Here is a 13,138-nt window from a genome sequence, read left to right as displayed (position 1 = left end):
CAACCATGCTCCGTGGTCAGAATGGATTCAACAGCAATTGCTTAAGCATAAGTAGAAACCTCTGATAGCCGCCTCCAAATCTATGTGGAGTTCGTAGTGTGTCTCTATCTATTCTCATGGGATATGTGATCGCGGCACTTGCTGGAGCTCTGCTGCCCCGTAACTCCCATAAGCCCCTGAAAACCACGTAGAGACATGAGTACGATCGCGGAATTTAGTATCCCGGCGGAGGAGTTCGCCTTATCCGAGACGTTGGAGCGCCTACCCGAGATGGTGTTCACAATCGACCGAGTGGTCGCACACGATACGGATTACGTAATGCCGTTCGTCTGGGCATCCAACGGTGATTTTGAGACGCTGACCGCGGCACTCGAAGACGATCCTAGTGTCGGAAATGTCGAGCTTCTCACCGAGCTTGAGGACGAGCGGCTCTACCGAATGGAATGGATCACCAAGACCCAGATCATCGCGTATATGCTGCTTGAACAGGGCGCGACCGTGCAGCAGGCAACCGCGTACGATCATCAATGGGATCTTCGTGTACTCTTTCCCGAGCAGAACAAGATTTCGGCAGTCAGTATGCGCACGAGCACGGATTCACTCTCGATGTTTCCCGGATCTATGATGTCGATAGCGCCCAGCGCGTTCGGTTCGATCTCACCGACGACCAACAAGAAGCGCTTGCCCTAGCCACCGAACACGGCTACTACGACGTCCCACGAGAAACCGACCAATCTGAGTTGGCCGAGAAACTTGGCGTCTCACACCAAGCGCTTTCCGAATGGCTCCGCCGGGGGACGAAGGGAATTCTCAAGAAGGTCATCCCGGATATCCCTGGCGATGAGGATAGAGATCGTAATCGCTAACGGAGTATTGTGGAGAGAATACCTGTATCTCTCAATAGGAGAGGGAGTGACTCCTAGTCTAAAGCTCGACAGACGAACGTATGATCTTAACCAACACTGAACGGGTGGCTACCGGATTTTGTTGGTTAAGATCGTTATTAACAACAAATTGCCGGAGCTGGCGAAAAATGCATGAACCTCTTGGAGTTCCGCCTGTCGAGCACGGGTACTCAGCGTTTGAAGTATTTATTTGGAATCGAGATCGCTTACTCCAACTCCTTTTCCCCATAAATCCCTAAGCAGAAGTGGATGACCCCCGATACCTCTCTTATCGATCTATGGGCAAAGGCTACTTAGCTATCTCCGATTTTCATGAGATCTTTCTCAGCATCGCTACCGTTTATTTCTTTATTATAATGGTTGAAATTACTCCAGTGAATTCACAGCGATTTTTCATCGGATAGGAGTACATTTGTCTTTATCATCTTATTAACGTCAGCGAACTCTGAGAAGAGGACTAGCGTCGTAGCAGAAATGAACCAAAATCGGCGGCAGTCCGCTGGGCGATTGTAGAGGGAAGAGCAAGAGAATACAGTTCATTTGAAATATTTCTTCTAGTTCCGAATTACAGCTATTTCTACTAGAATAATCTCGACGATAGAGGGCATCGGTTATCGAATACTTTTGCCTTTTCAGTCACTACATGAGATATGGCGAACCAGCAGCACGAGTACCAGGTTGAACCGGTTTCTATTGCTCCAACAGAGCTTCGAGATGAGCGACACAAAATCAACGAGATACTCAATGAATACGCCGGAGAGGGGTGGAAACTAGTTGATTCAGTCAGAATTGACAGTTCATCGTTACTCTTCGTGTTCTACCGTCCTACCGATTCGTAGCGAATTCATTTGTTGAAGAGGGTTGAGGAGATCACTCCCATTCAATCTCGGAAGAACGCTCAGAGCCACGGAGGATGAATGGACCAATCGCGAGTGTACGCTTTGCGATTGTCGCGAGGCGAAGGATGTAGGTTGAGAGAAAGAAGAATGGGAACGTACCGATTGCCGTGCCAGCGCTGACGATCCAGATGAGATTATCGATACCGAAAGTTATACCGGAAAACGATGCCGGAGCAAGGTACAGCGCAATTGTTCCGGTTACTGCAATTGCAGGGATTGACGAGTAGATGATGCCTCGGGAAAGGTCAACCAATTCCCATTGAAAATATAATGTTTTGATGTGTTCCCGGGCGGAACCAAAAAACGTGAAGATTTTGAGGAGGTCAATAAGCAAATACAATTCTTCGTCAGAAAGATCGTCGGCGTATTTATCTCTAAGGCGCTGAACCTGATAAATTTTGTACGAATAGTTATAATCAAGGGCTGCTTTGACAACTGCATATTCACCGAAGTTCCTATTCTCTAGCTGATCGGTTACGACCTCTGCGTTCTCAATAATATCGTTGGTGATCTGGTTCGTATACTTGACGAGATCGTCATTCGGATTCTCGGAAACGGTCTCTTGGAGCGTCTGTGCCCTCTCACGACTATTGTCGATGAGTGCCTGGAGAAATGCCTCCGGTTCGGGTGGACTCACCGATCCAAGGACATCTTCGACATCTCCTCGAAATCCCATCGCTCCATTCATACGTTCCCGTTGACTTCCAAGCGGACCGAGTTCCTGTGAAAGGACAAGTTGATTGATGGTGACAACGAGTGTGAGGCCAGTAATAAGCGCCCCAACAAAGGCTTGGAAGAGATACCGAGTTGGCCCCATACTCCGCATATACATCCGAAACGGAGGAACACTGTATGCACCAGCTATGAGGAACACAAGGAACATCCCGCCAGTTAGTGCACCGGTCAGTACTCTACGGTCAAGATTGAGCAAGATATAGAGACGTATCCGATCTCGTCGGTTACCGACACGCTCTCGCATCGTGTTACCAGATCCTGATTCACTCATACAATCTTATTCACTATTCAACCGGAAAGGTCATTCGAAGGAGATGACCATAATTCTTTGATCCTTGTCAGAGCCCACTAATAGAGGGTTGTCAGCGAAAGCATAACACTCGTGTCGATGTGCCTGGTATCTAGAACCAAGATGAAATCACGATGTTTGGTTTTGAAGAAGATGCCGTCTCTAAGCGGTGTGATTCGATGAACCGACGCCAGTTCCTCACAGCAGGAGTACTTCTAGGAGAGCTATTATGTGGGGGCTGTCTGAGTATTTCTCCGACGATTAAGGCACCCACTCTTTCAGAATCACGTGTCTTCAAGAGTTTAAAGCCAGCTGAATCGTGGACAACTCAACATGCGACGATAAGCATCGGTTTGACGCAGGCTGCAACAACTAGCCTCGGTGTGCGAGAACTGACCGTAATTCAATCGAGTGGATCAGATTATTGGTCAGAACCGGTCAAGGCTGGGCAGACAAGCGTTACCGGTTCATTCCCTGTCGGGGAGACAGCATTTCTCACTGCTACAGACTACGATGATAAATTTGTTGAGCGTCTCACTGTGAACGTAGACTCCAAGTCGATCATCTAGTCTCAAATTCCGATCATACACTAGCACGAGGTAAGCATTTGGAACCTGATGAGATATCAACCTGCAGCAGTTTATCAGTACCCGCGAGGAACTGAGAATACGGAATTCGGGTTTTCAAAAATTGACACTCAAAAAATAATTCGACAAAGACAAGGGGGGCCGTCGTCGTGACTCAAACTGTACGAAGATGGCTACGACACATCTCCCAAATATCGAGCGAAGGCAATGCTGCATAGCTGAAGGTGTTGATGAAGATCTGGTCGAATATCGTAGACGACAGGAAAACACTATTGAGTAATATGGCTGAAGCAGGACAACTAGCGGATGAACACGACATTGCAGGGACGCCCAAACGCGGGCTCATCATGTCCACGCTCGTCTTCTATGCGGGCCTCACCACTATCGTCTTCTACGGTGCGGCAGGGCCAATATTAGAAGAGCATTTAGCGCTTGCCGGCGTGCTCCACGGATTACTACTGGGTTCACCTCACCTTAGCAAAGCGATTCTCAGAATCCCGTTCGGTGCATGGGTAGACGAAGTCGGCGGACGGAAACCACTCCTCATCCTCATGGCATCGACAATCGTTGGAACGACAGGTCTAGTTATCACGCTATTCCTGACCTATCCGGAGAATTTCGACATGAGTCTGTACCCCATCCTAGTTTTCTTCGGATTCCTGGCGGGTGCAGGTGGAGCGACGTTCTCGGCCGGAATCACACAAACCTCCTACTGGTATCCCAGTGATGAACAGGGCTTCGCACTCGGTGCGTTCGCCGGCGTCGGTAACATCGGCCCTGGGATGGTCGTCTACGTCCTTCCCGTCCTCATCGGCATCTGGGGACTGACGATGGCGTACTCGGCCTGGTTGGTGTTTCTTCTTGTCGCCACCGCGATCTACGCAGTGTACGCTGTCGATCCGTACTACTTCCAACTCCGCAAGAAGGGCAAACCCCCCAAGGAATCGCAAGAAATTGCGGAAGACCTCGGCCAAGACATCTTCCCGTCGGGTGGCACGTGGGACTCTCTGAAAACGTCCGCGAGAAACCGTCGAACCTGGATTCTCGTCTTCCTCTACACAGTCTCCTTCGGTGGTGGATTCACTTCCCTCTCGGCTTGGTTCCCCACCTACTGGGAGCAGTTCCACGAACTCACACTCACTACAGCAGGCCTTCTCGCGGGTATCTTCATCGTCTACGGGTCGCTCATCCGGGTTCCCGCTGGCAGTGTTAGCGACAGATTTGGCGGCGAAATTGTTGCTATCATCAGTTTCGGTATTATGGCCCTCGGTGGAGCGATCATGACGATTGTCACTGGATTCTGGCCGGCTATCCTCGGCATGATGGTGCTCGGAACCGGGATGGGATTCGCCAACGCAGCTGTGTTCGAACTGGTGCCGAAGTTCATCCCGGAAGCAGTTGGTGGGGCATCGGGGTGGATCAGTGGCATCGGCGGCGGCGGAACGCTCGTCATCCTTCCGTTAATGGGACTCTTCGTGGACATATATGGTCACATCGGCTATGCGAGAGGCTTTGCCGTCTTCATCGTACTGAGCCTGCTCTGTGTCATCGTTGCGGCAGCTCTCAAATGGCTGATTTCGGAGCCCGAAGAGACTGCTGGCGAAGCTGCTCTTCACTAGCCTCTCTTCACTCACCTACTCTTACCCAGTAGCAAATACACTGTTAACGTTCGTGTCTTACTCTTCGGGATCTCGGTGGACAGTTAATACCGGAATCTCGGAGTGACGCACAACGTTTTCGGTGACGCTTCCGAGGAGGGCTCGTTTGACGCCAGTCCGCCCGTGCGTCCCCATGACGATGACGTCGATATCATATTCCTCTGCGTAGGTGAGGATATCGTCATGCGGGTTTCCACGGCGAACAGCCGCCGTCGTCTCGATATCTCGTTCTCTGGCCTGTTCGACGATGGCTTTCGTTGCCTGCTGGCCTCTCTTTTCAAGCGCATCTAAAAGGTCGTCCAAGCCGGAGAACCCCTCGCCCATTCCAGAGACGGACACCGGCTGATCGACGATGTAGAGTATATGAAGCGTGGCGTTGTGGACTTTGGCCAGATTGAGTGCCATCTCCACCGCAGGCTTAGCTGGGTCACTACCGTCCGTCGGAATGAGTATTCGGTCGAACATACGTTGGTTCGTCCCTCTAGAACGGTACTTTGCGAAACGGTATAACGTTGGTCACTAACTCTCCGATTTCAATGTCTCCAAACGAAGCGCGGAGTCGGTGAACTGCCTCGGAGTTACGCCCCGAGGCACTCGCCCTGCTCACCCTGTAGAGGGCTCAAATGCGTAATGCACATCCACGACGATCACGAAGTTGAAGTCATGAGTGTGAACGAGCGCGTGCTATGGGCCAGCGGACACGGTCTCCTGCTTCTCCTTGTTCTCGGGGGGACCGTATTCGTTTCAGGCTATTGGGCGATCATCCTTGCACTTGGTCCTGCAGCATATCTTCTCGCCCTTGATGCTCACAGTTCAGATAATGCCCCGGCAGTCGTTATCATCAGTTACACAGCTGCATTAGGCGTCGGCTGGGTAGCATACATGGCACTTGCACAGGGGATTGCACCCACTGCTGTCGAACCGATGTCGGAACCAGCACTTCGCGTGATTGGAAGTGCATTCGTTGCACTCGCAGGGACGACCGGCGTCTTCTATCTCTTGAATACGCTCCAGCCGATGGCGTACGTCGCAACGTTCGCCGCAGCAATTGGGTCATTTCCGACGATTCAGTCCCTTGTAATTGCAGCGCTCGCAGTTCTCCTTATGGCTGGCATTCAGGCTGTTCGTCGTCGATATGGGCCTGAATCCGCCGCCTCACCAGAGGCGATCAACGGACGACCGTCTGAGACGTGAACGTGACTGTCATCAAGGGATTATAGATCTCGTTGTGGCTATGCTGAACTCGCCGAACAGGAGTCACTCGGCTCGGCTACCTCTTCAGCCAGCTTGGCAAGGTTCCTAAATAGCAACGCAAAATTCCGCGTCCTTTAATCACCGGATGCGTCGCCTCTACTTCCTCTCTCAGATCGCGTCTAACCGCTCAGCGAACGACGACGAGTCCTTTTCCGCATGGTGCAACTCAACCAACAGTATGTCCTCACCCTCACGACGGACAACGATGTCCCGCGGTGTCTCAGCGTCTTCAGGAACGATAAGGATCTCGTAGTCGTCGCTTGACCACTCGCCGGGAATCACAGGCTTCGTGATACAGCCTGTTCCGTCCCCGTCTAATCGCCGTTCGGGGTAGGAGTTTGCGTCTGTAAAGATGGCGTCGCGCGAATCGAAGCGGGCATAGACCCGTCCATCCTGGTCTTCGAGGACGTACTGCTCATCGCGTTCGCGCCAGACTGTCTCGGTCATCCCGTCTGGCCGGGGGAACGTGGTGCCGTTGATTCGCACTGGATGACCAGAGTGATTGTAGAACGACCCATCTTTTGCTTTGAATGGCGGGTCGGTCAGCGTTCCCTCTACGGTATCCGCTGTCTTCTCCCGGCACAGGAACACGCACTTCTGGCCGTTTGCGACGGCTTTCCCGAGGTTGACGAGTGTTTGGGAAGGTTGCGTTTTCCCGGTCGATGACTCCGATTCGAGAGCGACATCCGCCCCGTCAGTGAGTTCGAACAAGATAGGATACTCGTCTTCGAGCTGTGCACGTACTTTATCGGCGTTCCGAAGTGAGACAGTCGTCTCGAACGGTACCTTTGCGATGCCATCGGCGGCTCCCTCTCCCGTCTGGATAGGGAGACGGACGTCCAATCCAGCACAGGTGAGCGGGTCATAGGCGTCTTTGAGTAGTTCGCGATGCTTACCCTTGCCCGAGGTCGAGGATACGCCCGTCGCGAGGAAGAACGCCCGGCCTTCCGGCGTGCACTTGAGGTACATATCCCCGTCGCGTTCGCTTCGGTCTAATCGCGTGTCAGGGATGTAGTCGACCATGCCCCAGAACTGAGTACCGCGGAGCGTGTCGAATCCCATCCAGTCTTTCGCCTGTTCCCAGACGCGTTCGTCGCGGACGTAGCCATCCGTGTTCTCGTCGTCGGTGAGTGCAACGTCGTAGGCGGCTTTGAGAATCAACGTCTCGCGTTCCTCGGTGAGTTCGTAGTCCTCGTCAGTCTCATCGTAGTCATAGAATTTGGAATCTCGTTTCTGATCTTCGCTCGTCCGGCGATCACCACCGTACTGTTCGAGCGACCGTTCGATGAGCGCCTCTCTGTCCTCGGCTGTCCGGGCAACGTCCTCAACTTCGTCAATCGGGGGGAACGTGCCGACCTTGTAGGTCTTGGTGGGTTCACCGTGCTCGTTGTCCGTTCGCATATAGAGCTGGTACTTCCCGAGGTTGGCCAAGTCCTGTTGCCCGATATCCTCGCTGTGCCGTTTCGCCATGAGACGTGCCTCTCCCGGTCGCTGTGGGTTGAAATTGAGAATCGTCCCACACTGGCCGAGAATCGCGTTCTGGATCTGTTCTTTGCCTTCCAATTGATTCGAAAGATCCTGACACGCACCGATGATGGAGAGATTCTTCGATCGTGCCAACGACAGAATGCGGGCGATGTTCGAGTTCGAGGAGATGATTTTGTCGAACTCGTCGAGAATGGAGTAGAACATCGGCGGCTTCTCACCCATCCGTGACTGTTCGCGAACGGCCACCCAGATACGCCGAATCAACGCAGTTGCGACCATCGTTCCTACCGTCTCGGAGGTTGTGTTGTCCTCGACGACAATGATTTTCCCCTCTCGGATGGCGTCCTCGACGGAGAACGTGGATTTCGGGTACGAGACGAGCTCGCGCGTGATCGGGTTCTCAATCCACTGTTGTAGCCGGCCAACCAGGGGTTCGAGATCCGAATCCTCCATGTCCGCCAGTTGCTCACGGGCGTACTCGACAATCCAGTCAATCCGTTCGTCCTCGAGCATCTGTGCGTACTGCTCGCGGCGCTCTTGACTGACGAGTGCGAAATACATGTCCAGCAACGTACAGTCGTAGCCCGCTTTCGCCATGCCCCGAACCATGTTCCGAACGACTCGTTTCATCCGTGGCCCCCAGTAGTCCTCTTCACCACCAGCGAGGGAGATCAGCGCCTCCAGGTCGTCGGCAAGGGCTTCGACCGCCTCTTTGTATGCTGGCGTGTCCGGGTCGGCACTCGACGGGACTTCGAGGAAGTTGAAACCGACCTGTTTGTCCCGATTCCCTCCAAGTTCGATGTAGATCACGTCGTCCTCGCGTCCCTCAGGAACGAGTGAAACGACGTCTTCGGCATCGTCGCCTTTCGGATCGTAGAACATCCCACCAACACCGCGATCCATCATCTGCCGGAAGAGGTTCTTTAGCAGGGTTGTCTTCCCGTATCCTGTCGACCCGGGAACGAACACGTGGCGTTTGAACACGTCTTCGTGGATGCCTGCCTCGGTACCTTTTCGTGCACCGGTGCCGATCCAGTACGGCTTTCCGGGAGCGCTGGCGTTGAACATCGCGACCTGCCGTTCGAGTGGTGTCGCCGTCTCGTCTAACCCTGCACGGGCGAAGTCAAAGCGTGGCGTCCCGATCGGGACGGGAATACCAGCGCGTGACTCGGAATAGTCGATGTGCGGGTTGTTCACGTCCCCGGAGAGATGGACGACACCCGCCAGTTCTGATGCTGTGCATTTCATGTTCGTGTAGTCTTCGAACGATCGACTCGCCGATGCCGACAGGAACGAATGCATGTCGCTCCGTGCCGACCGTAACGTGGTATTCCCGACGGGTGTCCCGTAGAACCCCTGTCGGTTGTGGCTCTCGTAGAACTCATCAAGGGCGTGCACGACCGAGTGAACCCGGCCTTCGGCCGCTTCCTTCGTACTTGAAGCCGCTAGAACGCGGATTTCAATCTCATACATCGACTCATTCTGTTGATTTTCGATGATATCCGCGGCCTGTTTCTCGACGTCCGTCGCGGGGTAATCGGTCAGGAAACGTGTGTTCGGCGCTCGCATTCGATCGGCGACCTTCGCCATCTTCCCGCGGTACCGGAACCCCTGTTGGGAAGGCCGAAAGACGACCTGCAGCATCACGTCAGTACTCCCGCCGGTGACCTTCGTCAGAATATTCTTGAACGGATCCCGAACGTTCTTCCGACCACCGTCTTCGTCCCCGAACCCGTCAATGTCGATGTGCCGAATCGGGTACTCCGTACTCTTGAAGAAATGCATCCGGGCTCCGGCGACGTACTCATCGTCTTCCCACGCCGGGAACGCCTCGGGGAGCTGTTCAACCGTCGAATCGGGATAGTCCTCGAACAACTGGTCGCGAAGATTCTTCCCGATGATACCACTCCCAGGGACGAATCGGAAGTCAAGGATCTCCTCATCATACACGATTTCGAAGGCGTGTGTCTCGGGACTCCCGGCCGTCTCGTGCATCCCGTTCAACAGGGTGATCGCCTCGCGAACCCCACCCTCACCGCGATACGGACGCACCTTGTAGACCGGCTTATCGAGTTGCTCGCTCTCACGGTCGATGATGCCCCGCTCTTTCATGCCGAGTTCGAACGCTTCGATGTCACTGATCTTCTTTCGCTTGCGGTTCTGCCGGAGTCGTTCGGTGAGTTCGCCTATTTCAGTCGTCATTAGTCAGCCTCCATCGGTTTCGGTGCAAATGACTGTGGTTCGCTGCTGCTCTCTTCCTCGGCAGTCTCGTCGGTGCGTTCTGTGTCGTCCGTCTCGCTGTCCTCCTGGTCACTAGCATTGTCGGCCAACTCACGGGCAAGGTAGTCGTCAAAGTCGCCGTCGTCGGACTCACGGTAGTCGAGAATGGCCTTCGCGTAGTCACTCACGCGCTTGCGAACCCGATACACGTCACCGTCCACGTCGACGAGACATTCGGAATAGGACGTCCGTTTATCGTCCCCGGCGGCCAACCCGCCCGCGAGTTGTCCGGCCTGCATGTCCGTCAGCCCGAACGGCTCGGGGTCAGACAGCCCCATCTTCCCGAAATTTTGCCATCCCGAGATGGCACACTGCTTGGCGATTCGCTTGGCAGCGTCCTCGTTGAAGTCGTCGTCCGCTTGGCTGACGAAGTCGAACATCAACCCTGCATTCCGCCCGGCGCGAACCATCGATTCGAGACGGCCAGCCTGTGCGACTTCCCGGAAGAGATCGTGTGCTTCGTCGATGACGACATCCACGTAGTTGTTCGTCTGTTTCGCCACTTCCGGGGCGATGGAGAGGATGTAGGCCATCGCCATCCCCTTCTCGACGGCGGGCTTCCCCTCGAACTTCTGCATATCGAAGTAGAGCACGCGTGAAGAGAGATCGACATCCGACTCACCGCTCATCCACTCAAAGGCGGCATCGGGTTCGTCGTCGGGCGTCGGCTTGAACGGCCGAAGTGCCGTGAGCAGCGTCCCCGCATGCTCGATCATGTCCTCGACCTCGACGTCCGTTCCTTCCGTCGTGTAGTCCTCGGGATTGTTCGCAGCGTCGCCAAGAACGCTGAAGAAGTCAACCATCGTCGGTGACTTCTCCTTCGAGTGCGTCTGTGGGTCGTCGGTGATCCCCGCCTGTGAGTACGTTTTTCGAATCAGGTCGACGAGTGTCGCACGGAGTTCTTCGGGATCCGTCGCGTTCTCCTGCAGGTACAGATAGAACATATCAGCGATGAGGTTGATCTTCGAGGAGAGGTCAGCCGTGAAGCCCTCCCCGTGTTCGCCGGGAGCACGGACCTCGAACGGGTTGATGTTCGTCTCACCGACGACGACCTTTCCGCCGTCGAATATCTCAACCACGCCATCGAACCCGCGAGCGATATCGACGATGATGGTTCGGAGGTTGCGCTTGCGGAGCATATCGGCAATCAGCAAATCCTTAATGTTGAACGACTTGCCGGATCCCGACCGACCAACCCAGAACCGATGGGGGACCGACAGCGTCCGGCGGTCAACCTGCAGTAACCCGAGTGGTGCGCCGGAGCGCACGAGTGCCATCCCGTAGATAGTCCCCGATTCGTGGGTCTGATACCCGCCCGCCATCGGGAACATGGCTCCCAACGTGTCGGAGGGCATCTCGAATCGCGTGTCGTTCTGTGAGGCATCGTCGAACGCGTCCCCGGGCGTTGGACTCGTGGTTTTCATCGCGGCGAGCTGGCGGTCGTCCGCCTCGGTCGCCACGATATCGTTCGGTCCCAAGAACTCCGTCTTGACGTGCTTGCGGAGTTGCAAGGCTTTTTCTCGGGTGTCTGCCCGCACGGTGACGACCATCGACACCTCCGAGCACTCGACACCGTTATCGCGCATGTGATCGCGAAGGATAATCTTCTGTGTGGCGGCGACGTCCGCGTCATCGGCCTTTGCCTGCTTCCCTTCCTTCTCGATACCCATCGCCGATAGCCACTCCTGGTCGGTGGCGAGTTCGTCCATCTTCTCCCGGTAGTCCGTTGCGTGGACGTAGAGAGACGTGTCGAGTCGGACACCGGGAACAGTGAGAGCATCGGTCAGGAAGCCGGGAGAGGGCGACGACGGCCAGCCAACAACCCACAGGCTGCTCGTGTAAAAGTCGTCGTTGACACCCACACTGTTGACCTGCTCGTTGACGTTCGCCGGGCCGTAGATCGCCCGTTCGCGTGCATTCGAGGACGTCTGTTGGGCAAACCAGTCGCGTACTGGCTGGAGTTTCTGTGGCCATCCGTCCTGGTCGTCGTCAGCGCCCGTCTCGTCGCTCTCATCGCGGTCGCCACTGACGTATGCAGTATCTGGTATCGGCGCGTCAGAGGTGATCTTGGAGTAGCTGAACGGCGTCTGTTCGTCCAACCAGAACTGTCGGAGGTAGGCCACGCTCTCATCGGCAGAGAGGCGCGTTCCGTTTGACACACTCGCAACTGCTTTCTGTACCGTCTCAACCCGGTGATCGAGGGCGACGGCTTGATTGTCCTTCGTTACATCGCCCGCCGAGAAGACACCGGAGCCAAAGAGGTCGGCAAGTTGGGCGATGTATCCTGAATCGACGGTCGGCGTCTCAACTTCATGCGGGGCTATCCAGACGACGATGGTACACGTTCGTTCCATCATCCCCGACGTTGCCAGCCACTCGACGTAGTGCTCTGCTTGCGAACTCGCATACTCACGCGCCGCCTGGGGAAGCGTCTCGTCAAAGGCCGCTTCGTCAAGGGCGTCCGTTTGTGAGATATCGCGCGGAGGCGTCTGTGGCAGGTGAATCTTCACGTCGAAACCGTCGGACTCGGCCTGTGCGATGTGCTTGTTGATGCCGTTCGCGAGGCTTGCGGCGTCGAGAATCCATTCTGCCCGGTCATGTTCCGAAACGTTCTGGAGGTCAACCGTGACGTGCGTGAAGAGTGTCCCATCGTCAGTTTCGAGTGCATCATATTCGGGATGCACGCCCGTCACACCGGGGACGTCCGCCGCGTCCGGGCCCACGAGCGGCATGCGGAAGCGCGAGCGAAGGTAGTCGAACTTCTTCGAGATCGTCTCGAGCGGTGTCGCGTACCACGGCGTTCGTTTGACGGCGAAGTACAGCCCGCCCGCCAGTCCCCCCACCGAGATGAAGAACCACATCACCGGCACCGAGACATACGTCAGTTCGATGTAGGCTAAGAGAGCGGTAGGGAGGACAACTAGAGCTAGCTCCCCGATGGAAAGCCCGAGCACCGTCGCGAAGACGCTCCCGGTCGTTTCCTGAGGAATGATTGTTTCAAGGCCGATACGCCCGCCTGAGTTGCTATTGTCGTCACTCATGG

The 13,138-nt window shown here is 55.1% G+C and carries 10 protein-coding genes; 6 read left to right on the top strand and 4 right to left on the bottom strand.

The genetic code is table 11. The features are described from left to right. Positions 1-195 precede the first annotated feature (195 nt). From LIW51_RS05990 to LIW51_RS05980, 3 genes are all read left to right on the top strand, one after another. Complete coding sequence (locus tag LIW51_RS05990; RefSeq protein ID WP_227376296.1) at positions 196-690, top strand: bacterio-opsin activator domain-containing protein; 495 nt, start codon at positions 196-198, stop codon at positions 688-690. After that, entirely contained in the window at positions 618-866 is a 249-nt protein-coding gene (locus tag LIW51_RS05985) for a helix-turn-helix domain-containing protein (RefSeq protein WP_227376752.1), read from the top strand. The genes LIW51_RS05990 and LIW51_RS05985 overlap by 73 nt, the downstream gene beginning before the upstream one ends. Before the next feature lie 689 nt (positions 867-1,555). Then, entirely contained in the window at positions 1,556-1,744 is a 189-nt protein-coding gene (locus LIW51_RS05980) for a DUF4177 domain-containing protein (RefSeq protein ID WP_227376295.1), read from the top strand. A gap of 31 nt (positions 1,745-1,775) precedes the next feature. Here the strand turns inward: LIW51_RS05980 and LIW51_RS05975 are convergent, their stop codons facing one another. Further along, positions 1,776-2,810: a DUF7972 family membrane protein gene (locus LIW51_RS05975; protein WP_227376294.1), complete on the bottom strand. Its 1,035-nt coding sequence runs from the start codon at positions 2,808-2,810 to the stop codon at positions 1,776-1,778. A gap of 197 nt (positions 2,811-3,007) precedes the next feature. On the opposite strand from LIW51_RS05975, the gene LIW51_RS05970 reads away from it, so the two are divergent. After that, the gene (locus tag LIW51_RS05970; protein ID WP_227376293.1) at positions 3,008-3,397 is read left to right on the top strand and encodes a hypothetical protein; all 390 of its coding nucleotides are present in this window, start codon (positions 3,008-3,010) and stop codon (positions 3,395-3,397) included. Positions 3,398-3,696: 299 nt separating this feature from the next. Further along, the gene (locus LIW51_RS05965; protein WP_227376292.1) at positions 3,697-5,034 is read left to right on the top strand and encodes an MFS transporter; all 1,338 of its coding nucleotides are present in this window, start codon (positions 3,697-3,699) and stop codon (positions 5,032-5,034) included. Positions 5,035-5,091: 57 nt separating this feature from the next. On the opposite strand, the gene LIW51_RS05960 is transcribed toward LIW51_RS05965, so the two are convergent. Continuing rightward, positions 5,092-5,538 (bottom strand): universal stress protein, encoded by a 447-nt coding sequence (locus LIW51_RS05960; protein WP_227376291.1) that lies wholly within the window; start codon positions 5,536-5,538, stop codon positions 5,092-5,094. 165 nt (positions 5,539-5,703) lie between these two features. Here LIW51_RS05960 and LIW51_RS05955 point away from each other — a divergent pair, with 165 nt between their 5' ends. Further along, complete coding sequence (locus tag LIW51_RS05955) at positions 5,704-6,267, top strand: hypothetical protein (protein WP_227376290.1); 564 nt, start codon at positions 5,704-5,706, stop codon at positions 6,265-6,267. Positions 6,268-6,435: 168 nt separating this feature from the next. Here the strand turns inward: LIW51_RS05955 and LIW51_RS05950 are convergent, their stop codons facing one another. Further along, the gene (locus LIW51_RS05950) at positions 6,436-10,017 is read right to left on the bottom strand and encodes a type IV secretory system conjugative DNA transfer family protein (protein WP_227376289.1); all 3,582 of its coding nucleotides are present in this window, start codon (positions 10,015-10,017) and stop codon (positions 6,436-6,438) included. After that, on the bottom strand, positions 10,017-13,136 hold the full coding sequence (locus LIW51_RS05945; RefSeq protein WP_227376288.1) for a VirB4 family type IV secretion system protein: 3,120 nt from the start codon (positions 13,134-13,136) through the stop codon (positions 10,017-10,019). The genes LIW51_RS05950 and LIW51_RS05945 overlap by 1 nt, the downstream gene beginning before the upstream one ends. Between the last annotated feature and the right edge of the window lie 2 nt (positions 13,137-13,138).

It is taken from the genome of Haladaptatus halobius (assembly GCF_020618475.1).
GTDB lineage: Archaea > Halobacteriota > Halobacteria > Halobacteriales > Haladaptataceae > Haladaptatus > Haladaptatus halobius.
The sequence above is the reverse complement of the archived record's forward strand: the minus strand, read 5'-3'. Positions and strand labels throughout refer to the sequence as shown.